A 21381-nucleotide genomic window follows, 5' to 3' on the forward strand; every position below is an offset into this window, starting at 1 on the left:
AGTTGTATGTAGCCTGGACGTCCACGTCCGGGTGCCCGTCAGGGCAACTACACAAGGCGGCAGCTAATTGGTCGCTTCGCGCCCACCCGGACGTGGACGTCCAGGCTACTGGATACGGTCTGCTAGAATTTCACCATCAGGTTAACGCCCATGCTGCGGGTACGGGGTAGCGAGAACGCTTCGAAGCCTTGCGCGTTGCTGTTGGTATAGCTCGATTCGGGGTCGAAGTTGTCGGTGTTGCGGTACAGGATAAACGGGTTACGGGCGACAAGCGAGATCGACGCACCCTGAATCCGCAGGGGTTTCAGTACACCCGCCGGGATGTTGTAGTTCAGCACTACCTGCCGCAGTTTCACGAAGCTACCGTCGTACAGAAACAGGTCGGTGTAGTTTTTCAGGTTGTCGTAGTACAGGCGCAGCCCCGACACCGGAATCGTGGCCGAGTAGGGGGTACCCTCCGGCGTCACACCCGATACGGGCAGGCCACTTTCACGGCCTGGCAGCGTGCTTTTCTGTAGACCGAAACGGGTTGCGTACACGTCCATCGTCGAGAAAATCTTGTTGCCGAACTTACCGTCGATCAGCACGTCGAGCGAGAAGTTTTTGTAGGTGAACGTGTTGCTCAGCCCCATCGTCAGTGGCGGTACACCCTGACCCAGTTCGGTCAGCGCACTGCGTTGCGGATAGCCCGTGGCGGTGTTGTAGACGACGTTGTTGTTGGCGTCGCGTACCATCGTATAGCCTTTGATGACACCGTATGGCCGGCCCACGGCATTGTGGATGAACGCCCAGCTACCAACGCTGCTCGCTACTTCGATGGTGTTCAGCCCGTCGGCCAGTTTCACCACTTCGTTTTTGTTGTAAGCCAGATTGTAGCTGACGTTCCAGTTGAAGTTGCGCGTTTTTACCGGATTGCCCGTAATCAGCATCTCGATACCGCTGTTGTTGACCTGCCCGATGTTGAGCAGTACGTCCTGATACCCCGTCGCTCGCGATACCGACGTCCGTACGATGTCGTCGGTGGTTTTGCGGTTGTAGTAGGTCAGGTCGAGGCCGAGCCGGTTGCGGAAAAACTTCATGTCCAGACCCAGTTCGTAGGTCGTCGACGTTAGCGGGCGCAGGCTTGAGTTCGTCACCAGGTTGACCCCGTTCGACTGAGTTACCTGCTGGAGGGGCCGACCGTCGTGGCCGCCCTGCACCATGCTGTAGGTCTGGTTCAGGATGTACGGATCGGGCGTTGCGCCACCTACCTGTGCACCGGACGCCCGTACCTTGGCGAAGCTGATCCAGCCCGGCAGACGAGCCGCCTGCGACAGTACGAAGCTACCACCGATGGATGGGTAGAAAATGCTGTTGTTCTGCTGACTGAGCGTCGAGAACCAATCCTGCCGACCCGTAACGGTCAGGAAGGCAATGCCTTTATAATCGAAATCGGCCGAAGCGAAGATCGAGTTAGTCGCCGTTTTCTGGTTGACCGGCCGGGTCGTCAGTGACGACAGGTTGGTGTAGCTGTAGAAGAACGGAATGATGAACTGCGTACCGTCGATGTAGGTGTCGTTGACGGTGTAGAGCCGTTTGTTACCCCCGACGAAGGCGGTCATCCCCAGGTTCTTGCCGAGTTTGGTGTCGTAGTTCACCGTCAGCAGCGAGTTCGTTTCCGATACCGACGAGTTGATTTCGTGGTATTCACCCGCAGCATTGGCCGTGTAGACCGTACCCGTCGGGATGATGCCCACCGAGCGGAAATTGTAGAAATCGCGGCTGACGCTACCCCGCACGTACAGGTTGTCGAGAATATTGAATTTCAGGTTGGCCTGTCCGATAAACCGGTTCTTGGTATCGTTATTCTGGAAGCGGTTGACGACAAAGTACGAGTTCGACGCGTAGGGCGTTTCGTTCCACTGGGTCTCGCGGCCACTGGCGTCGTAGCCCGGCGACAGTTGCCGTATGTCGACCGTATTAGCGACCATGTACACCGCCCAGTTGGGGTTACCCGGTGCGTCGCCCGCGCTGGGTCGGTTGGTTCCCTGTTCGAGGTTGTACTGCGCTACCGTTTCGAGCGACAGCCGCTTGCTCAGGATCGCGTTGACGTTCAGGTTGGCAATCTTCCGGTTGAACTTCGAATTGGGCAGAATACTCTTGTTGTCGACGTTGGCAAGCGAAAAGCGGAAGTTGATGTTCTCGCTGCCGCCATTCAGCGCCACCGTGTTCGTGAACGTCGACCCGGTCTGGTAGAAGTTTCTGATGTTGTTGCGCTGTGGCGAGTACGGATGTTGCAGCCCGTCGAAGGCAATGTACGGCTGCCCGTCCATGCGCGTTCCCCACGACCGACGGCCCCAGTTCGTCGCCTGTGCCTGCGTCGTCGGTTTTACGCCACCGTCGCCCTGTCCGTATTCGTACTGAAAATCAGGAAATACGGCGGGGGTGTCGAACATCAGCGTCGTGTTGTAGTCGATGCCGATGCCTTTCTGCGCCCGGCCTTTCTTGGTCGTAATCAGGATAACCCCGTTGGCGGCCCGTGAGCCGTAAAGCGCGGCTGCCGTACCACCTTTCAGCACACTGATCGATTCGATATCGTCGGGGTTGATGCCACCGATGCCATCGCCCCGGTCGACGTTCAGGCCACTACCGTTGGTGGTTGGGCTACCGCCGGGTGTCGTATTGTCGATCGGCATCCCGTTGATTACGTACAGCGGCTGGTTGTTGCCGTTCAGCGACCCGTTACCCCGGATGATGACCCGGCTAGACCCACCGGCCCCTGTCGACAGACCCGACGCGTTGACCCCGGCGATCTTGCCGCTGAGCGCGTTGGCGACATTGGTTTCGCGGGCCTGTGTAAAATCGCTGCCCTTCACTTCCGTTACCGAATAGGCCAGTGCTTTCTTGTCTTTCGTAATCCCAAGCGCCGTAACCACAACTTCGTTAAGCTGCGTCTGATCTTCTTTCAGGGCCACGTTCAGCACCGAACGGCCACCGACGGCAATTTCCTGGCCGACGAAGCCGATGTACGAGAGAACGACCGTTGCCTGTGGGTTCGACAACCGAAGCGAGTAGTTACCGTCGCTGTCGGTGACGGTGCCTTTGGTCGAGCCTTTCTCGACGATGGTTACGCCGGGTAGCGCCGTGTTATCGGCACCGTTGGTCACTTTACCCGTCAGGGTTTGCGCCAGCGTGGGCAGGCTCAACAGCCAGCACAGCAGCAGCAATACGGGTGAACCAGCCCGTTGGGTAGTCAGGGATAGTTTATTCATAGATACATGCAGGTAGGTATTACGTAAGGAATACTGATTGCAGAAGTTGCGATCATTAATTGCAAATATTGCCGAATAAAATTTTAAATCAAGGTTTTTGCGAATAATAATCGGTAAAATAGGGGATGTACATACTTTTGTTTGCAATTAATTCAATATATAGTAGTTTAGTGCTGCAATGGTGTCGGAATTGGTAGCTTAATTTGCAGTAACTGGCAATAGCCTAGTAAATTGGTTCATCTTTGCCCTTACACCTGATCTATTCCCCGTAGTTATTCCATGCTGGCGACCGATCCGTCTATTGTCTTAGTGAAAGAGGAGCGCAAAGAGATGCTGCTCAAACAGATTAACCTGCACACCCGTGTCTACCTGGGTGATCTGGCCAGTACGCTCAATGTATCCGAAGACACCATCCGGCGCGATATCAACGAGTTGGCGGATGAGGGAAAGCTGATAAAAATTCGCGGTGGCGCGATGTCGAAAGCGTATCACCATACCTCGGCGGTACAGGAAACGTATGGGCATCAGGACAAGCGTACGATCGCTGAAAAATGCCTGCCGTTGCTACAGGATGGTATGTTGATTCTAATCGGCGGGGGGACCACGATCCGGGAGCTAATCAAGCTGATTCCGGCGGACCTGCGGGCGACGTTCGTGACCGTCAATCCGCTAACGGCCGTTGAACTGATGGATAAGCCGAACCTGGAGATCATTATGGTCGGCGGACAGATTTCGCGCTACAGTCAGATGAGCGTTGGGGGAGAGGTGTATCAGCGGTTGTCGGAGTTCCGGGCCGATCTCTGCATTATCGGTACCAACGCGATCGACGCCCGTAGTGGCCTGACCGATTCGGATTGGGAAACCGTGCAGGCTAAGAAAGCAATGATACAGGCTTCTGCAAAAGTTGCAGTTTTGGCAATATCAGAAAAATTAAACAGCGTTATGCGGATGAAAATAGCCGACCTTCACCAGATCGACTACCTCATTACCGAACTGCCTGCCGAATCGCCCCAACTGACGCCGTACCGGGCGGGTAACGTACAGTTGCGGTAATTCGCCTGCTGCCACGCCAGGTGCAGATCTGGCGGTTGGCCTGATGGTGCGTTCTTACGGGACCGTGACGATTGGGTAATTACGACCCTGTTCGACAGCCCACATCAGATCTTCCAGTAAATGCGGTACCTCAATGGACATCGTGTTATTTTGCCCGCAGACGGGGCCGTTACAACAGATGACGCTGCCCTGCTCACCCGGAATGATCGCTACAATATTGTATACGTTTAACGCTATCGGTTCTTTATCCTTCGTTTCAACTTTAATGAACATAACAATTGAGGTCGATTGAGTAGTGAGAGTATGCACAAGTATACTTTGCGTAAACAATATATGCTACAGAATTGTGGTGAATGGAGCGCATAATCTTATTGAATTGGTACCTTCTCAATGCATGGGTAACGGACTCTCTTACGAAACAAAACAACGTACCAGGAGTCTATGAAGTACAGTCGTGGGCTACGGGTACAAGGTCTTGAATCCGTCGAGGCTGTAGCCCGAAGCAACAAATCCGGAGTATGCTTATAAAATCAGCCTGTACCGGCAGGTCGTTACCGTAGCCACACGACACAAACCGTTACTTTTGCCCGCTAAACAGTTGTACGTGCATGGCCATTAAGGCATTTTTATTCGATCTCGACGGTGTTATCGTCGACACGGCGATTTACCACTACCAGGCCTGGCGCCGACTGGCCAATGAACTGGGATTCGACATCTCGGAGGAATTTAACGAGCGGTTGAAAGGCGTCAGCCGCATGGAGTCGCTCGACCTGATTCTGGCGGAGGGCGGTCAGACGCTGTCTGATGAACGGAAGCTGGAACTGGCCACGCAGAAAAATGAGTGGTACCTGGAACTGGTCAGCCGCATGACGCCGGACGACATTCTGCCGGGTGTTGCTCCCTTCTTCTCGCAGGTGCGCAAGGCGGGCCTGCACACGGCGCTGGGCTCCGTCAGCAAGAATGCCCCCCTGATTCTGGAACGTATCGGTATGGGCGAAGTCTTCGACGCAGTGATCGACGGTAACAAGATCAGTAAAGGCAAACCCGACCCGGAAGTATTCACCAAAGGCGCTGCCGAACTGGACGTGCAGCCCGACGAATGTGTCGTCTTTGAAGATGCCGTAGCCGGTATCGAAGCTGGAAAGCGGGGTGGTATGCACACCGTCGGACTGGGATCGCCCGATGTGCTGACGCAGGCCGACATGGTGGCTCCGTCGCTGGAACACCTGACCGTCGAGCAGGTACTGGCGCGCTTCAATGCCTAAATCCGGCTGGGCTGGCGCTTCCTGTAGCGATGCGACCGCCCGGCGGCCCGGCCTTCGCGTCTCATCCTCTGGATAGTTGGGTGCATAATAAAAAGCAGTGCTCGTTCGCGGGCTTGCGTGCGACAAGCCGCACTTGGTTGACAGGCCGTCTTTTAGCTTGTAGTTTGGGCGTCGGTCGATAGGCCAAACTTGGGCGTAGGCAACCTGTTTTAGCGGGTCAGGTTGCGGCTGACAGTAGACAGTTGGGTGTTGACAAGCCCCAAAAAGCGTCGGTCGACACAAGCCACTTAAATGTTGGCAGATCAAGTGTCGATTAACACATCCAGCATTGGAGATATATCACTTTTGTATTATAGTGTACGACATCTTTACTATAAACAGTAGGATATTTGTACATCCTGTTGTACCTTTGCAATCCTAATAATTTTACCAACAAGAAGTATGACGACTGCAAGAGACGTAGCGGAGTACATTTTACAGCTAGCGGACAGTGAAGTAAGCGATAACGATGTTACTAATCTTAAGCTACAAAAGCTAGTGTATTATGTACAGGGCTTTCATCTCGCTATGTTTGATAAAACAGTATTTTCTGACCCTATTGCTCCTTGGCAGTACGGTCCAGTAGTGTCAGAGCTGTATCATACATATAAGGAAAACGGTGGTAGTGTAATTAAGCCAACCGCTGAGTACACACCAACCGAGGCTTTTTCTGAAGAACAAGAAAATCTTATTAAAGAAGTTTTCAATGTTTACGGTCAGTTCTCTGCTTGGAAACTTCGAGATATGACGCACCAAGAACTACCTTGGATAGAGGCTGATGAACTGAAGCTTCCTGAAATCAAAGTCGAAACAATGCGTACTTTTTTTAAGGATCATATCAATTAGGGCTAATGGGAATTAAGAAACCCCAACCTACACAAGGTAAGAATGTAAAAGTTACTACAACAAGTATAGTAAGCCCGGACATAAAACATCCGGTTTTTTGTTTTAGATACTTAGTGAAGGGGTTTGATCTTGAGCAATGTGAAGAATATGAATCCGTTGCGCTCATCAAGCACTTGTACAACTTGAGTCAACTCACGTGGGAAGAAATTAAACTTGCGCCAAGACATGGTATGGGCTCGGAAAAAATCCAACGAAACTCTATAAAAGCCAGTATCCCCAAATTCATTACAGACGATGTTGACTACTTTTTAGCCCTGCGTTTTCAAGGTAAAAAGCCGTTCGTGGGCCATCGTAGCGGCTCAGTTTTTCATATAATCTGGATTGACAACAAATTCACTTTATATAATCATTAAAGTGCCATCAGGAAGATAGATAATTTACGGTTTCTGTTTCGATTAGTAGCCTTATCGCTCCGCGTGGGGTAGCTGCCGGGTGACAGGAAGCAGGCCGCAACGTCAAGCAAAGCAGCCCAACCGGCAGGGGGTGTAAAGGCGGGCAGCTACTTTTCTCCTTTCAACTTGCTCACAGGGCCATCAACCCCCTGGGTCGTTGGATGATATGGGCTGAGACGTTTGTAGAGCCGCCGGGCGGCTCTACAAACGTCTCAGCCCCGGATGGTGAGTAGATCGGATGGTGTGGGCTGACGCACGCGGAGCCGCGAAGGATCGCGTCTCTACATAGATTACATCATTCGTGTTCGTTCAGGATCGCCACGACGCGGGCGGGCGCGGCCGATGCACCGACGATCTTCAGAGGGAATACGCAGACCTTAAAGCCGGTTGTGGGCAGGGCTTCCAGGTTCACCAGTTGCTCCATGTGGCAATACTCGTGTTCTTGCCCCACCAGGTGTCCTTCCCAGAACAGGTGTTGATCGCCCCGTAGTTTGGCCTGCTTGATCATATGCCGCAGGGGTAAATCCCACCCCCACTGGTCGATTCCCATCACCCTGATGCCCTGCTCAATGAGCCACCGTGTCGCGTCCGCGCTCATACCGGTCCCGACCTCGGCGAAGTTCTTCTGCCCGTTGAAGCGCGAACGGCCCGTCCGGATCAGCACGATCATCCCCGGTTGCAGGTTGACGTTTGTCTGCTGCAAGACTTGTTGCACGTCGGCAGCCGTGATGGGGTCGAAGTCCGCCTTGTGGCTCATGTCGACAACGACCCCGTCGCCGTAGCACCAGTCCAGTGGAATCTGATCGATGGTTTTGGCCGGTTGGCCCGCTACGTCCGGCGCGTAGTGCCAGGGAGCATCCAGGTGGGTGGTGGCGTGAACGCCCATCGACTGAATCGTATCGTCGGCCCAGCCGACGAAGCGGGGGGGGAACAGATTAAAAGGAAGGCCCAGCAGTCGGATCAGCCAACGGGCTTTCTGGTGCGGCTTGTGTTTGATCTTGACCCGCATAAACCACGGGTCCTGCGCATTGTAGCGAATGGGCTTAGAAAGGTCGATGAGTCGGCTCATCAGGAAAACGATAGGTTGGTTTGAAAAAGAGGTTATTGAGTCAGGTGAAGCTTCATGCCTTCGTGCGAATCGACAAAGCCGAGCGATTCGTAAAAACGTTTCGCATCGGGTCGTTTTTTGTCCGTCGTCAGTTGGAGTACGTGGGCACCTCGTTCCGTGGCCCGCTGGATGGCGTACTGAAACAGCGCCGTCCCGACGCCCTGTCCCCGGTAGGTCGACTTGACGCGTACGGCTTCGATCTGCGCCCGGATGCCGCCCTGATAGGTTAGGTACGGAATAAACGTTAGCTGAAAGGTTGCAACGAGTTCGCCGTCAAGGGTAACGACGGTTAACTCCTGATTGCTGTCGCGACGGATGGCGTCGAAGGCCCGTTGATACGCCGTGGGAAGGGGGATCTGATATTGTTCCCGGCGCGCGCCCAGGGCATCGTCGGCCAGCATGGCAACAATGTCGGCAAGGTCGTCCTGCGTCGCCAGGCGGTAAGTAACGTTCATATTGGGAAGGTTTGTGCCGTCGAATCTACGCATTTTTACACGGGTATCCCCGTTCTGCTGACCACTGGTGCGCAGTATTGCTGATGCGACGCCCGATCGCACGGTGACCTGTCCAGTTACGAACAGCCTTTGTCCGCTAGTGGACAGGTGTGCGCTTGAAAATGGCCGTTAGACGGTCAAAACGGTCAACTTCGTCGGTGGCACAGGAGTTGACTTACCCTAGGCCGAGCTTTCCCATTCCTGACGTATATGGTACGTAACTATCTCAAAATCGCCTGGCGCAACCTGATCCATAACAAAGTATTTTCACTCATCAACCTGCTGGGTCTGTCGATCGGTATCGCCGTTTGCCTGCTGATTTTCCTGTTCATCATGAACGAGTACAGCGTGGACCAGTTTCACCGGAACCGCTCGTCGATCTATCGCGTCATGCGGAACATCGAAGAAAATGGGAAGGCCGTACCCGTTGCTTACCTGTCGGGACCCTATGCGCCCGCCCTGCTGAACGACTTCAAGGGACAGATCCGCCGAGCCACACGGGTGGGGCAGATGAACGCCTTGGTGACGAGCCAGAACAAGTCGTTCCACGAACGGAATGTCCTTAAAGCTGACGCTGATTTTTTCGAACTGTTCTCATTTCCGCTGATTAAAGGCGATGCGGTAACGGCGCTCACCAATCCGGGCAGCGTGGTACTGACGGAATCGACGGCCCGTAAATACTTCGGGAGCGTCGATCAGGCGTTCGGTCAGTTAATCAAACTCGACAAAACCCTGCCGCTGAAAGTAACGGGGGTGGCACAGGACGTACCAGCCAATTCGCACCTGAGTTTTGATCTGGTAGTACCCCTGGCCAATTATAAGACGCAGTCCAACATGACGCAGTGGATCAACAACGCCTACTTTACCTACGTGCAACTGGCTCCGTCGGCCAGTCTGGCACAGATCGAACGCAACCTGCCGGGCTTCATGCAGAAATACATGGGCCCTGTCATGAAGCAGTTTGGGTATCGTTTCTCCCTGTCGCTGACGCCACTGGACGACATCTATTTCGAGCAGGGGTCGTTCGATAACCTGAAACACGGCGATAAAAAAGTCGTCTACCTATTCCTGTCGATTGCCATCCTGATTCTGATGGTAGCCTGCATTAACTTCATGAACCTGTCGACGGTTCGGGCGATGGAACGATCGCGCGAGATCGGCGTCCGCAAGGTGCTGGGGGCCGTCAAGCTGCATCTGGTATGGCAATTCATCGGCGAATCGGTGCTGCTGACCACGATCTCCTGCGTACTGGCCGTTGGACTGGTGGCACTGGCGCTGCCCGCATACAGTCAACTGCTGGGGCAGTCAATCCAACTGACGGCCTACGCGCTGCCAATTACCCTGTTTCTATTTGGTATCATTGTCGTAACGGGCTTTCTGGCGGGTAGCTATCCGGCGTTTGTACTGGCCGCTTTTTCGCCCATACAGGCGTTGAAAGGGAAGCTGCGGCTGGGCCGGGGCAGCACGTCGTTCCGGCAGGTGCTGGTCGTGATTCAGTTCAGTATTTCGATCGTGCTGATGCTGGGTATGGCTATCGTCACCCGGCAATTGCATTACCTCAAGCACAAGGAACTGGGTTACAATAGCGCCCAGACGATGGTCATTCCGATCGACAACGAAGACGTATACAACTTCCTCATTCAGCGCAAAGGCGACCTGTTGGGGCAAAGCCGGGTGTCGGCCGTGTCGCTGATGTCGGGCGAGCCGGGCGGGTATTTCGATGCACAGATGTTCGACGTAGAAGGCCACGACGAACGCTGGCGGGGACGCACGGAGTTCGTCGATTTCGACTATGTAAAAACGCTGGGCCTGAAACTGATTGCCGGTCGGGATTTTTCGCCCGCCTTCGCATCAGACAGTACGCAGTCGGTTTTACTGAATCGTACGGCAGCCGCGAAGCTGGGCTGGACACCGCAGCAGGCCGTTGGGAAATGGCTGAAAAATACCGTAAGCGACAGTACGCGCCGGACCGTCGTCGGTGTGGTCGAAGATTTCAACTTTCTGTCGCTCCGCGAGCATATCGAGCCGCTGGTCATTGCCCCCGACGACGATCAGCGGGTGGGGCTGATTCGCCTGAAACCCGGCGACGTACAGGCGGGTGTGGAAGCGGTTACGGCCCTGTACGCCAAAACGAAACCGGCCTATCCGTTTGAATACCGCTTTCTGGACGAGAAATTCGATCAGCTGTACCAAGCCGACCTTCGGCAACAGACTATTCTGGGCGTCTTTGCCGGGTTGGCCATCTTCATTGCCTGTCTGGGTCTGTTTGGCCTGGCGTCGTTCCTGGCGCGTCAGCGTACCAAAGAAATTGGCGTTCGGAAAGTATTGGGTGCGTCGGTGGTGAGCGTGGTCGCGTTGCTGTCGAAAGATTTTCTGAAACTGGTCCTGGTTGCCATAGTCATCGCCAGTCCGCTGGCTTACTACGGTATGGAGAGCTGGTTGCAGAATTTTGCCTACCGGGTCGAGGTGTCGTGGTGGGTGTTCGCCCTGGCGGGACTCGTAGCCATCGGCGTGGCGTTGCTGACGATCAGTGTTCAAAGCGTGCGGGCTGCCCTGGCCAATCCCGTCAAGTCGCTCCGGTCGGAGTAGAATTGAACGATGGCATCAGTGGGTGATGCCCGAGGGACTGTGAGACAGGGGAGTCAACGCTGGCAATCGCGTGTTGAATAGGAATAGCGATGAGGTGATAAGTTCGCTGAACGAATGGAAAACGAGTTTATTCGTTCAGCGAACTTATCATTTTCTTGTACTCGACGATTGAGCTGAAGAACGCCCCTGATAACAACGAAGGGTACTGTCTTACCTATTGCATACATTAATTTGAGACGTTGGTGCGATGAATGGCCATTCGAGCAGAGGCCATTCATCGCTTTTCACTGATCATAAAGCTTTGTTCGCTGAAGGCAGGGAGCGATGCCGCGTTTTCATAAAAGTAGTCCACTTCATCGTTTCTATCCAGTAGCCCCAGGCTGTACAGAATAGGGACAAAGTGGTCGGGTGTTGGAGCCGCCAGCTTGCCCAGTTTATGGCTGGTTTCGTAGTTAATGATGTTGCTGATCTGCCTGTCATCAATCTGTTTTTTAATCCAGGTCTCATACTCCGCTTCCCATCCGAAGGGGGTCATATCACCACTTCTGAACCTCTGACCGGCCAGCGGGAGGTTGTGGACGGTCGAACCACTACCAATAATCAGTACGCCTTTCTCCCGCAGCGCTTTTAGCTGCCGGCCCAATTCATAGTGATAGGCTGGTTTGGCGTCGTAGTAAATGCTCATCTGAAAGACGGGGATGTTAGCATCGGGGAACAGGTGCATCAGCATCGGCCAGGCACCATGGTCCAGGCCCCAATCGGTCGTTTCGGAAACAGATGGAATGATTTTCGTTACCTCCCGGGCCATGTCCGGTGACCCATTGGCCTGGTATTTCACCGTATAGTATTCCCTGGGGAACCCGTAGTAATCATAAATCTGAGTTTGCTCGGGCGAGATGTTGACGTACGTTCCGCGTGTACACCAGTGGGCAGAAACGATCAGGGCCGCTTTTATCTCGTACTGGTGCTGGAGGCCTTTTCCTAAGTCAAACAAGGCATTCCAGAAAGGCCGTTCCGCTTTGGATAGCGGAATATCCATCGGGCTGCCGTGGGAGGTAAACAGCACGGGCATCCGCTTAGACTGAGTCGGAAGCGTATCTGCGAAATTTTTAAAACTAGTTAATGAGCCCATTGCTGATATTGCTACGGTTTGGTGTATAAACTTCCTGCGATCCATTGCTTACTTGATACAGACTGGTGCTTTTTTAGCCCGTCCCCAGGCAACCAGACAGGCTAGTGCGCCCAGCACCACGCTGGGAACGACCATGGGCGCTTCGCCCCGTACCAGGTGAAATCCAGCGGCCAGCGCCATCACCAGGGCTAATCCACTAGCGGCTAAACCAGTCAGCGCAGGCCGGATACGGGTCAGCATCGGTACGATCAACCCCAAAGCCCCGGCCAGTTCGGCCCCGCCAATAAAGCGAGCTAAACCGACGGGCACCTGTGCCGTCCAGGGCATTTGTTTGGCTAACTCGGCGATCGGTGCGGTAAGTTTCATGAAGCCGGCCATACCAAAAGTCAAAACCAGCAGTACCTGTAAAATCCAGCGGGTTATGTGCCAGCCTTTCGACGGTGTTTGCGTACGCATGATGCGTGTTTCCATGTTCTTTCTCTTTGGTTGATACAAAGGTCTCCAGGCGTGCCATGATGCGCCTTAATGTAGATTAAGAAATACGGGCTGTATCTTAGTGATTCACACGGCTGACGTATGGAATCGTTTTTAGATCTTTTCCCCCAAGGCAAGCTCTCGGTTGAAGCGCTTCAGGCGTTGACGGCACGAATCATGACCAGGCGGGTCGCTAAAGGAGAAGTCCTGCTTCGGAAAGGCGATAAAGTACGGAAACACTATTTTGTCAAAACCGGCCTGCTACGCAGCTATACTCTGGATGAGCACGGGAAAGAGCATATTTTCATGTTCGCTCCGGAAGGCTGGATCATCAGTGATAGTGGCTGGCAGGTACCGGGTAAGGAAGCTGATCTGTACATTGACGCCATTGAAAATTCGGAGGTAGAGGTACTGGAAGACGGCCTTTTGGCCTCAACGGGTCTATTCACCGAGGAAGCCATTGAGAAGTTGGCCAACCGAATTTATGTGCTTCAGAAACGGATTATTCTGCTGATGAGTGCCAGCCTGCGCGAGCGCTACCTGGACTTCCTGGCTACCTACCCGGCCATTGTACAGCGAGTGCCCCAACGAATGATAGCCTCCTACCTGGGCGTTACCCCGGAAGCCCTCAGTAAGCTACGCGGTGACCTTGCCAAACAGCAGAGACACTAGCCGCTTACCTATCTTGGTTTCTGTTCAACTCCACGCGTGTCATGAGCATTGCTCACTTTAGGCGTGTTAAGCGGTATATTGCCTGATACTACCGCCTGACTTATGCCCTTTCTCAAAGACCCCCTCGCTATTCTGGCCCTGTTGATGCTCAACATTATTATCGCCGAGCAACTGGCCAAACTACCGTATTTAAGAGCTGTAGGAACAGCCTTACTCGTCATTATTATCACCGCCATTACGGCTAATCTGGGATTGATACCCGCTTCGACAAATGCCCCACCGCTCTACGAAGGCATTTTTAGCTATATAGCGCCCATTTCTATTTTCTACCTGCTGCTGACGGTTAATCTCAAAGGGCTCAAGCGAGCGGGTACGCCCATGGTCGTCAACTTTTTCATTGGTGTGGTAGGGACAATGGTCGGCGTTATTGTAGCGATGCGGGTTGTGGGTGGGCCGAAAGGGTTTGGTCCTCTTTTTTATGCCGTAGGCGGTATGTTTACCGGCACACACACGGGTGGCAGCAGTAACCTGAACGCCATTGCGTTGCATTACGGGGTTAACAAAGCGGGGAATGTCTATGCCGCTGCGATTGCTACTGACAATATCGTTACGGCGCTCTGGATGGGCGTCACCCTGCTTTTACCTCCCTTTTTGAACCGGTTTGTTCCGCGCCGACTGGCTACCTCCCTGAGTGCGGAAGAAACGCGTCGTTACGAGCAGGAAGCCAATGAACAGATCAACGATGTTGAAGCGGTCAATCCCCAGGATTTAGCGCTGTTGATTGGCTTAGGTGTATCGGCCTTATACGGAGCTCAACTCGTGGCGGAGGCCGTACCGAGTATTCCTAAAATATTGGTGCTGACAAGCCTGGCCCTGTTGCTGGCTCAGTTACCGGGTATTCAGCGACTGCGGGGTGTCAGAGTCGTCAGCATTTTCTGTATTTACCTGTTTTTAGCCGTTATTGGTGCTTATTGTGATCTAGCCGCTTTGGTCAACGATGGTCAACTGGCGCTAACGATGCTCACTTTTGTGAGTATATCGGTTCCCATTCATGCGCTGTTCCAGTTTGGCATTGGTGGGTTGTTGAAGCAAGATTGGGATCTGCTAAGCATTGCTTCGCAGGCGAACATTGGTGGGTCTGCCTCCTGTTTGGCCTTGAGCAAAAGTCTGAAGCGGCCCGACCTTCATTTGCCGGGTATTCTAGCCGGAGCCCTGGGCAATGCGATTGGAACATATTGTGGCTTACTGGTGGCCGAATACTTACGAACCATGTCGTTCGCCTAAAAAAACTGGCTCATAATCTGCCCTTTCATAAGGCATTTAAACGATCCTGTACCTAACCGGCTAAGCAGTTCATGACGAAACGTCCATGCCAGCGGGCGTCTATACCCCGCCAGCGGCAAGAGTAGCGCGCCGACCATAGAGAATGGAGAGAATGGCGTTATTTTTCAGGCTGTGAGCGTCCAGGCCAGGGTAATCGCCAGCCAGACAAAGGCTGCGGCTAAAACGAAGTAGATCCCATTCTTCGCTTTTACTGATAAGTCAAGGCGTAGTGTGTCGAGATCCAGTGGGGTCGTCATGGGTAAATCGGAAGGTAAATCTTGGGCAACGCTAGCGAGACCGCCTTTCGCTCGATTTCAGTTGGGACAGGCGGTTGCGCGCCCGCGCGATTGCGTCAGCCAACGGCAAACCCGCATTACGCGGGCAGGTAAACAATAAAGCTGGCTCCGTTGCCCGGTTGACTGGTCGCTGTGATGGCCCCCCCATGATTGATAACGACTTTCTCGCAAATGGCCAGACCGACCCCCGTACCGGCATAATTGTCTTTGCCGTGCAGCCGTTGAAAAACCTGAAAGATGCGGTCTAGGTACTGTTCTTTGAAACCGATGCCGTTATCCGTTACCGTAATGCAATGATAGTGGGTCGCCAGTTGAGCGGGCTTGATGGCCGGCGGTAACGCGTCTGCGGATAGCGTTCGGGCGGTGACGCTGATGAGGGGTGCTACCGGAGGACGCTGAAACTTGAGGGCGTTACTCAGCAGATTCTGGAATAGCTGCACCATTGGCATGTATTCACCTTGCAGGCGGGGTAGGGGGCCTACGTCGATTCGGGCGTTATTGCCGACAACGACCAGTTCCAGATTGCTCAAGGCTTCACTGACGACCTCGGCCAGATCAATCATCTCGGCCGGCTGACGCCGGGTGGTCAGCCGCGAATAGGTCAGCAGATCGCTGATCAGGGTCGACATCCGGCTGGCTGCCAGTTGCATTCGGTTGATGTAGGTTGCGCCTTCCGAACCAACCGCGTCGGAGAACCGACTGTGCAGGAGGTCGCCGAACTGCTGAATCTTGCGCAACGGCTCCTGTAGGTCATGGCTGGCGACGTAGGCAAACTGCTGGAGGTTTTCGTTCGAGTGTTTCAGCAGGAAGTTTGTCTCGCCAAGCTCTTTGTTGATGGCTTCATACTCCCGGTTGTTGATGGCCAGCTCGTCATTGGCCAGGGCTAATTCTTCGGTACGTTGCCGGACCTGCTGCTCAAGGGATTGCTGAACGGCCCGCTGGATAGTGACGTCCAGCACCGACCCCTCCACCCGCACGGGATGCCCGTCTTCGTCGGTAATAACCTGACCGATCATACGCAGCGTACGCTGGTGGCCCGTCTGCTGATTGATGACGATGTATTCCGCCTGGTAAGCCCCGGACGAACCGGGCTGAATGGCGTCGACGTACGCCTGACCGACGCGAGCCCGATCGGCTTCCGCGACGGCACTCAGCGACGTGGCTACGTCCGTTACCTGGGGCAGGCCGTACCACTCGGCCACGCGGGGCGATTTCGTTATTGTATCAGTTGCCAGATCGATGGTGTAGGCGCCCAGTTGGGCCAGATCGATGATCGACTGTAGTCGCTGCTGGCTTTCCTGTAGGGCCTGCCCGGCTCGTTTGAGATCGTGAATGTCTACTCCGCACCCCACCCATTTCGTAATCGGGCCGGTGTCGGTATCGCGGTAGGGGACACCCGTGTTGAAAAACCAGCGGTATTCACCCGAAGCCGAGCGATTACGCTGTTCGATGGAAAAGCCAGTACCCCGCTCGATGGCTTGCCGGAAGGCAGCCGCTACCAGAGGACCATCGTCGGGATGTATTATGTCGCTGGCGATTTGCCAGGCTGTGGTCGGACTAAATGCGATGCCACTGTAGTCGGTCCACCACTGGTTTAGAAACTCGACGTTGCCCTGCGGATCGTTTACCCAGATGGCCTGGGGTAAGGTATCAGCCAGTCGGCGGAACCGTTGTTCGCTTTCCCGGAGTGCATCTTCCGCGCGGGCTCGTTCGACGGCGGCCCAGATGCGTTCGGCCGTTTCTTCCACCAGGGTCACCTCTTCGCTGGAGAAGGTATGTGCCTGTGAATAATGCACAAACAGGATGGCGACTAACTGGCCTTCTTTGACCAGCGGGACGTTTATCGTCGCTCCCAGCTGAAGAATGGCATGAGCCTCTTTCTGGGTATCCGTTAAGGCTGGGTCGTTGGCGATGTCCGGTCGAACAACCGCTTGGCCAGCCTGCATGCGTTGCAGCAAATCCAGCCCGTAATCGGCGTAGCGATACACACCTTCAATGCTGGCAACGCCCTGCGTGTAGTGCCTTGTCACCGCTACCAGCTCCCGGTCTGGCTGCGTCTCGGCGTAGCCCACCCGGTTCGCCCCTAATTGCGCGCCGAGCAGGCAGGCTGCTTCGTACTGTAGCTGAACCGGGTCTTTCAGGGTGCGTAAGTGATCGCTGAGTGTTAGCAGATATGTCTGGCGCGCCTGTGCTGCCTGTAGGCTCTGCTGGGCCAGCCGTTGCGCGGTAACCTCCTGCGCAACACCGGCAAAGCGGAGCAGGTCGCCGGTGTCGGTAAAGTAGCTCCGACCGTAGAACCGTACCCACCGTAGTTGACCATCGTCAGCCCCGATGGTGCGGTACGTTTCATCGTAATAACCGGTTGAACAGGGGTTCATGGCCCATTGTGCCGCCTGACGAATCCGCTCAACATCCTGGGGATGAATATGCTGAGCCGCCTGCTCGTACGATACCTGGTTGGCTTTGGTCAAGCCGAACAACTGCCGGCATTGGTCGTCCCATACGATCTGCCTGGTCGTCATGTCCAGTTCCCAGATGCCAATACCGGTGGCCTGTAGCACAAAATCAACGTCCAGTCGCTGGGTTAGTTTTCGGGTTGATTCAGACGGGTGATGATGCGATTCCATGGCGGCCGACGACTAAATGTTGAGCACTACTGTGCAAGTTGTTACCAGCGGGGGATGGTGCGACGACTATCCCTGACAGGTCCGTACCGGGGTCGTTTGACAAACGATTTGTTCTTCACGGTGGTGTAGTGCGTATTCGCCCCGGTGGTGCCAATAGCCGTTTGCGTCGCACTGCTGACGATCAGCGTTCTACCTGTGCGTTCGGCGCACAGTACGCTAATTGGAACAGCGACGTATGCGGTACGAGTAGCTCGTGAAAATACCGTTTATGCCGCATAGCTGTGGGCAGACTAAGCTAACCCGCAGAAAGCAACCGCTGGTGACTATACGCAAATAAACCTACCAACGACTGTATCTACAAGTATTAGCGGTCTGTTCGAGCGTGTGGCGTTAACAAAGCCATTCAGCGATTTGTTGACATTGTTCATCACTTTAGAAGCAACGTATTCTCCGCATTATGAAAACGCTTGTCGTATTTTACTCCACCTATGGCCACGTCTGGACGCTGGCAGAAGCGATCGCTGAAGGCGCCCGTCAGGTCGAAGGCAACGAAGTAGTTGTCAAACGCGTCCCCGAAACGCTCCCTGCCGACATACTCGAAAAAACAGGGGCAACGGCGGCCCAACAGGCGTTCGCGCACGTGCCGGTCGTCACGCCCGACGAACTGGTCGAGTATGATGCTATTCTGTTCGGTACGCCCACGCGTTACGGTAACCTCTGCGGCCAGATGCAGGCTTTTATGGATAGCACAGGCGGTCTGTGGGCCAAGGGAGCGCTGGTCGGTAAGGTCGGCGGAGCGTTTGTCAGCACGGCTACCCAGCATGGTGGGCAGGAAGAGACCATCCGCGCTTTCCATACCGAGTTGCTGCACCACGGCTTCGTGATCGTCGGCTTGCCATACGCCTGGCAGGGGCAGATGGGCCACACGGAAGTCACCGGCGGTACACCGTACGGAGCCAGTACGGTAGCGGGCGGTCAGGGCGAACGCCAGCCCAGCGCCAACGAACTGGAGGGGGCTCGTTTCCAGGGCCGGCACACGGCCGAGATCGCCAGCAAGCTGGCTGCCAAGTAACGTTTAAGCCAGTCACGAGAAAGCCCGTCTGAACGTCAGACGGGCTTTCTCGTGACTAACAGTAGCACGCGGCCGAAACTGTTCATTGGGCACTGTGAAACACCCGTTTACTCCGTGATCGTAATTTTCCTGGTCATGCCGGACGGCAGGTAAACGTCGAAACCCGTCTGTTGCTGAAGATCGGCTAACAGACTGATCGTTTCGATACTGTCCAGGCCGATCGCTTCTCTGGCCTGGTTTACCTCGTTGGTCGCTGTACGCGTCAAGGACCGGCTTAAATAACCGAAATGCGTTTCCTGGCTGTCACTTTTGACCGCTGTATACCAGTCGTCGATCATGGCAAATTCGTAGGGAGAAAGTTGCCCCGACTGAAGTGCTTTCAGCAGCTTGGGCCTTACCAGAGGATACAGCGTGTCGCGCAGCGCGTATCGTTTGCTAATGGAGTTGTGATGGCTCAGGATCACTGCGGCCCAGTACCCATTGTGAATGAGTCGCTCGCCCGGATAGCCATAGGTATCGATAAGCTGGATTAACTGGGTAACCTGCTGTGCACTTTGGGGTGCGAACCGTTTTTCGGCGTACCGAATCCGGGCTTTATCGCCCGGTATAAACAGCGCCAACAGGGCTTTCCGCTGGTCTTTCCGGAACATTTTTCCGACGCTGCTCCGGACTGGCTGATTACCGCCTTGCCGATACCGTGACCTGAGCGAGTCGTACCGGGCTTCGATCAGACGCCATCGTGGATCGCGCTGTAGCGGCTGGATCAGTACGTTTTTCTTTATGGCACGCAGCGTCCATCCCGCGCTTATCGCTTTCTTCAAATACGTAAAGGCTTCCTGCGTCTGACCGGTTTGCAGCGCCAGCTGCGTGGCAACTTTGTAGTCCCTCGCGAAGACGAAGGCGTACGTGTCAAACACCTGTCTGTGCAACGCTAATGCAGCCTGGTAATCCTGGTTGGCGATGCGTTTGTGAGCGTCGATAATGATACGGTGGTATGCGGCATAATCGGCCTGCCGACGTGCATCCTGCCCACTATCAGGTGGGGAACTCGCCAGGCTGACTGTAGTCAGAAAGAGACAAAGGGCGACGAGGTGGCTCATACGAACGGGTTTATCGTTCAGACGCCATACTATGTTTTCAGGTTGTAAGCCGTTACGACGTTTTAACAAATAAGGGGTTGATGGATGTGTATGTGACCTTAGGCCGTCTGCTCTGAACGCACAACGCTGTTAGCCGGTTTTGGTGCGGTCAGGCGCATGAGGTAACGTCGGATGGGCACGTCGACATAGGTCAAAAGCAGGTAGGCCAGTACACTAATCCCGGTCGCGGCTATGGGAATAATGATGCGCAGCTGATCCGGGCCAGGCTTCTCCGCTTCTACATAACTCAGGAAAATCCAGAGAAACGGGTAGTGTATGACGTAAAGCGGGTACGACAGGTCGCCCAGTTTTTTACATACGCTGCTCCAGAATGGGCCTGTCGTTGTGGCGGCCCCCAGGGCAATTAGGAACGGGAAATAAACAAGTACCAGTGCTGGGTCCATAAACCAGTTGATGCGGTTCAGGTACGGTATGAAGAAGGTTGCCAGCAGCAGTAAGCCGATCGGTACGAAGCCAAGCTTGTTCGGGATGCGCCAGCCCAGTCGGCACACGAGCATACCCAGCAGAAACGAACAGCCTATTCGCGCCACGCCCCCCAACGCATTACTGATGCCCCAGCCAACCGCAAGGTGGCTATACAGACGCGCCGTAGCAAACAGGGCCAGCCCCGCACCGATCAGCAGCAAGGTTAGTTTCTTTGTCGACAAGCGGTACAGTACCAGTGCGTAGGCAATGTTGGCGAGGTACTCCCACATAAGAGACCAGGTAGGCGGATTGAGGTGAAATAAATTGTTAAACCGCTGCGGTACCGCCGGGTAAGGAAGCAGGAAACTGGCGGACAAGAACAGCAGGACGGTTTTAGAAGCACCTATCTGGCCATACAAATTGCCGAAGGGATCGGCCACTAAACAGATCACCCCGATGAGTGCGCCAATAATAACCATCGGATGCAGCCGAATCAGGCGCAGCCGGAAAAACGCCCAAAAACTAAGCTGCTGAATTTTTTTGTCGTATGCGTAGGCAATGACAAAGCCGGACAGACAAAAAAAGAAGTCGACCGCCAGATAGCTGTGCGCAATAAAATTCTTGCTATAGTCGGGGACCGCAAACTCCATGAAATGAAAAATAAGCACACTGATGGCAGCAATCCCGCGTAATCCATCGAGTACCTGAAAGTGAGGTTTAGTCGCCAGTCGGACCGGCTCGTAGCTTGTGTTGATCATCAGGTTGAGTTGGTCTGCGCAGTACTTATGTAGTTGGGTAGTTCACGAGTGCGCGTACAGTAGAACAGGCTGCTGCGTTTACTGGGTCGCCTGCCCGGTCCCGGATCAACGCGATTTGGACGCTTGCACTGGACATTGACTACCTCTGCCAGCCAGTGCGTACACCGCTCGCTATGCCGCATCCGACACGGAAACAAACGGGCAAACAGTCACCCATATCGTCTATACGGGCCGGTAGCGTAATGGTAAGAATTGGTTCAGATTGACAGGACCCTGGTGATCGTTCAGGGGTACGGAGTGTGGAGAGAGCCGGTGGCTGACGGATGCTGCCCGGCCTGTAAACTTAACTAATTCCTTTTCGCGAT

At 54.4% G+C, this 21381-nt stretch carries 18 protein-coding genes; 8 read left to right on the plus strand and 10 right to left on the minus strand.

Annotated elements, in window-relative coordinates; genetic code table 11:
• Positions 1-122: 122 nt before the first annotated feature.
• Positions 123-3251, minus strand: coding sequence for a SusC/RagA family TonB-linked outer membrane protein (locus CLV58_RS00120; RefSeq protein ID WP_106135737.1), 3129 nt, complete (start codon positions 3249-3251; stop codon positions 123-125).
• Between the two features lie 279 nt (positions 3252-3530).
• Between CLV58_RS00120 and CLV58_RS00125 the strand changes: the two genes are divergently transcribed.
• A complete protein-coding gene (locus CLV58_RS00125) occupies positions 3531-4304 on the plus strand; it encodes a DeoR/GlpR family DNA-binding transcription regulator (protein ID WP_106135738.1) in 774 nt (257 codons plus the stop codon).
• 54 nt (positions 4305-4358) lie between these two features.
• Here the strand turns inward: CLV58_RS00125 and CLV58_RS00130 are convergent, their stop codons facing one another.
• Positions 4359-4577 (minus strand): hypothetical protein, encoded by a 219-nt coding sequence (locus CLV58_RS00130; RefSeq protein WP_106135739.1) that lies wholly within the window; start codon positions 4575-4577, stop codon positions 4359-4361.
• 335 nt (positions 4578-4912) lie between these two features.
• Here CLV58_RS00130 and pgmB point away from each other — a divergent pair, with 335 nt between their 5' ends.
• The 3 genes from pgmB (at position 4913) to CLV58_RS00145 (ending at position 6867) form a co-directional block, all read left to right on the plus strand.
• A complete protein-coding gene (gene pgmB / locus CLV58_RS00135; RefSeq protein WP_106135740.1) occupies positions 4913-5569 on the plus strand; it encodes a beta-phosphoglucomutase in 657 nt (218 codons plus the stop codon).
• A 441-nt stretch (positions 5570-6010) separates the two neighbouring features.
• Complete coding sequence (locus CLV58_RS00140; protein ID WP_106135741.1) at positions 6011-6454, plus strand: Panacea domain-containing protein; 444 nt, start codon at positions 6011-6013, stop codon at positions 6452-6454.
• Between the two features lie 5 nt (positions 6455-6459).
• Positions 6460-6867, plus strand: coding sequence for a hypothetical protein (locus CLV58_RS00145; protein WP_106135742.1), 408 nt, complete (start codon positions 6460-6462; stop codon positions 6865-6867).
• A gap of 334 nt (positions 6868-7201) precedes the next feature.
• Here the strand turns inward: CLV58_RS00145 and CLV58_RS00150 are convergent, their stop codons facing one another.
• Both CLV58_RS00150 and CLV58_RS00155 read right to left on the minus strand, forming a co-directional pair.
• Positions 7202-7975 carry a cyclase family protein gene (locus CLV58_RS00150; protein WP_106135743.1) on the minus strand — a complete coding sequence of 258 codons (774 nt, stop codon included), beginning with the start codon at positions 7973-7975 and terminating at the stop codon, positions 7202-7204.
• A gap of 32 nt (positions 7976-8007) precedes the next feature.
• Positions 8008-8469: a GNAT family N-acetyltransferase gene (locus CLV58_RS00155; RefSeq protein WP_106135744.1), complete on the minus strand. Its 462-nt coding sequence runs from the start codon at positions 8467-8469 to the stop codon at positions 8008-8010.
• 249 nt (positions 8470-8718) lie between these two features.
• On the opposite strand from CLV58_RS00155, the gene CLV58_RS00160 reads away from it, so the two are divergent.
• Positions 8719-11097, plus strand: a complete 2379-nt coding sequence (locus tag CLV58_RS00160) for an ABC transporter permease (RefSeq protein WP_106135745.1) — start codon at positions 8719-8721, stop codon at positions 11095-11097.
• Positions 11098-11371: 274 nt separating this feature from the next.
• Here the strand turns inward: CLV58_RS00160 and CLV58_RS00165 are convergent, their stop codons facing one another.
• Both CLV58_RS00165 and CLV58_RS00170 read right to left on the minus strand, forming a co-directional pair.
• Positions 11372-12169, minus strand: a complete 798-nt coding sequence (locus CLV58_RS00165; protein ID WP_245882160.1) for a dioxygenase family protein — start codon at positions 12167-12169, stop codon at positions 11372-11374.
• Between the two features lie 108 nt (positions 12170-12277).
• Positions 12278-12700: a DoxX family protein gene (locus CLV58_RS00170; RefSeq protein WP_211300796.1), complete on the minus strand. Its 423-nt coding sequence runs from the start codon at positions 12698-12700 to the stop codon at positions 12278-12280.
• 105 nt (positions 12701-12805) lie between these two features.
• Between CLV58_RS00170 and CLV58_RS00175 the strand changes: the two genes are divergently transcribed.
• Together CLV58_RS00175 and CLV58_RS00180 are read left to right on the plus strand one after the other, a co-directional pair.
• Complete coding sequence (locus CLV58_RS00175) at positions 12806-13375, plus strand: Crp/Fnr family transcriptional regulator (RefSeq protein WP_245882161.1); 570 nt, start codon at positions 12806-12808, stop codon at positions 13373-13375.
• Between the two features lie 102 nt (positions 13376-13477).
• Positions 13478-14659 (plus strand): DUF819 family protein, encoded by a 1182-nt coding sequence (locus tag CLV58_RS00180; RefSeq protein WP_106135747.1) that lies wholly within the window; start codon positions 13478-13480, stop codon positions 14657-14659.
• A gap of 164 nt (positions 14660-14823) precedes the next feature.
• On the opposite strand, the gene CLV58_RS28925 is transcribed toward CLV58_RS00180, so the two are convergent.
• Positions 14824-14955 carry a DUF7010 family protein gene (locus tag CLV58_RS28925; protein WP_281257875.1) on the minus strand — a complete coding sequence of 44 codons (132 nt, stop codon included), beginning with the start codon at positions 14953-14955 and terminating at the stop codon, positions 14824-14826.
• A gap of 116 nt (positions 14956-15071) precedes the next feature.
• Positions 15072-17621: a GAF domain-containing sensor histidine kinase gene (locus CLV58_RS00185; protein ID WP_106135748.1), complete on the minus strand. Its 2550-nt coding sequence runs from the start codon at positions 17619-17621 to the stop codon at positions 15072-15074.
• Between the two features lie 457 nt (positions 17622-18078).
• Between CLV58_RS00185 and wrbA the strand changes: the two genes are divergently transcribed.
• On the plus strand, positions 18079-18693 hold the full coding sequence (gene wrbA, locus CLV58_RS00190; RefSeq protein ID WP_106135749.1) for an NAD(P)H:quinone oxidoreductase: 615 nt from the start codon (positions 18079-18081) through the stop codon (positions 18691-18693).
• A gap of 107 nt (positions 18694-18800) precedes the next feature.
• Here wrbA and CLV58_RS00195 read toward each other — a convergent pair whose 3' ends face one another.
• Both CLV58_RS00195 and CLV58_RS00200 read right to left on the minus strand, forming a co-directional pair.
• The gene (locus tag CLV58_RS00195; protein ID WP_106135750.1) at positions 18801-19793 is read right to left on the minus strand and encodes a hypothetical protein; all 993 of its coding nucleotides are present in this window, start codon (positions 19791-19793) and stop codon (positions 18801-18803) included.
• 98 nt (positions 19794-19891) lie between these two features.
• Positions 19892-21016: an acyltransferase family protein gene (locus CLV58_RS00200; protein ID WP_106135751.1), complete on the minus strand. Its 1125-nt coding sequence runs from the start codon at positions 21014-21016 to the stop codon at positions 19892-19894.
• Positions 21017-21381 lie beyond the last annotated feature (365 nt).

This window comes from Spirosoma oryzae (genome assembly GCF_003002825.1).
GTDB classification, from domain to species: domain Bacteria; phylum Bacteroidota; class Bacteroidia; order Cytophagales; family Spirosomataceae; genus Spirosoma; species Spirosoma oryzae.

What these genes read in the sequence shown, in the direction of transcription:
- CLV58_RS00120 (WP_106135737.1), bottom strand. Translation starts at nt 3,251, where the DNA reads ATGAATAAACTATCCCTGACTACCCAACGGGCTGGTTCACCCGTATTG.
- CLV58_RS00125 (WP_106135738.1), top strand. Translation starts at nt 3,531, where the DNA reads ATGCTGGCGACCGATCCGTCTATTGTCTTAGTGAAAGAGGAGCGCAAA.
- CLV58_RS00130 (WP_106135739.1), bottom strand. Translation starts at nt 4,577, where the DNA reads ATGTTCATTAAAGTTGAAACGAAGGATAAAGAACCGATAGCGTTAAAC.
- pgmB (WP_106135740.1), top strand. Translation starts at nt 4,913, where the DNA reads ATGGCCATTAAGGCATTTTTATTCGATCTCGACGGTGTTATCGTCGAC.
- CLV58_RS00140 (WP_106135741.1), top strand. Translation starts at nt 6,011, where the DNA reads ATGACGACTGCAAGAGACGTAGCGGAGTACATTTTACAGCTAGCGGAC.
- CLV58_RS00145 (WP_106135742.1), top strand. Translation starts at nt 6,460, where the DNA reads ATGGGAATTAAGAAACCCCAACCTACACAAGGTAAGAATGTAAAAGTT.
- CLV58_RS00150 (WP_106135743.1), bottom strand. Translation starts at nt 7,975, where the DNA reads ATGAGCCGACTCATCGACCTTTCTAAGCCCATTCGCTACAATGCGCAG.
- CLV58_RS00155 (WP_106135744.1), bottom strand. Translation starts at nt 8,469, where the DNA reads ATGAACGTTACTTACCGCCTGGCGACGCAGGACGACCTTGCCGACATT.
- CLV58_RS00160 (WP_106135745.1), top strand. Translation starts at nt 8,719, where the DNA reads ATGGTACGTAACTATCTCAAAATCGCCTGGCGCAACCTGATCCATAAC.
- CLV58_RS00165 (WP_245882160.1), bottom strand. Translation starts at nt 12,169, where the DNA reads ATGCCCGTGCTGTTTACCTCCCACGGCAGCCCGATGGATATTCCGCTA.
- CLV58_RS00170 (WP_211300796.1), bottom strand. Translation starts at nt 12,700, where the DNA reads ATGGAAACACGCATCATGCGTACGCAAACACCGTCGAAAGGCTGGCAC.
- CLV58_RS00175 (WP_245882161.1), top strand. Translation starts at nt 12,806, where the DNA reads ATGGAATCGTTTTTAGATCTTTTCCCCCAAGGCAAGCTCTCGGTTGAA.
- CLV58_RS00180 (WP_106135747.1), top strand. Translation starts at nt 13,478, where the DNA reads ATGCCCTTTCTCAAAGACCCCCTCGCTATTCTGGCCCTGTTGATGCTC.
- CLV58_RS28925 (WP_281257875.1), bottom strand. Translation starts at nt 14,955, where the DNA reads ATGACGACCCCACTGGATCTCGACACACTACGCCTTGACTTATCAGTA.
- CLV58_RS00185 (WP_106135748.1), bottom strand. Translation starts at nt 17,621, where the DNA reads ATGGAATCGCATCATCACCCGTCTGAATCAACCCGAAAACTAACCCAG.
- wrbA (WP_106135749.1), top strand. Translation starts at nt 18,079, where the DNA reads ATGAAAACGCTTGTCGTATTTTACTCCACCTATGGCCACGTCTGGACG.
- CLV58_RS00195 (WP_106135750.1), bottom strand. Translation starts at nt 19,793, where the DNA reads ATGAGCCACCTCGTCGCCCTTTGTCTCTTTCTGACTACAGTCAGCCTG.
- CLV58_RS00200 (WP_106135751.1), bottom strand. Translation starts at nt 21,016, where the DNA reads ATGATCAACACAAGCTACGAGCCGGTCCGACTGGCGACTAAACCTCAC.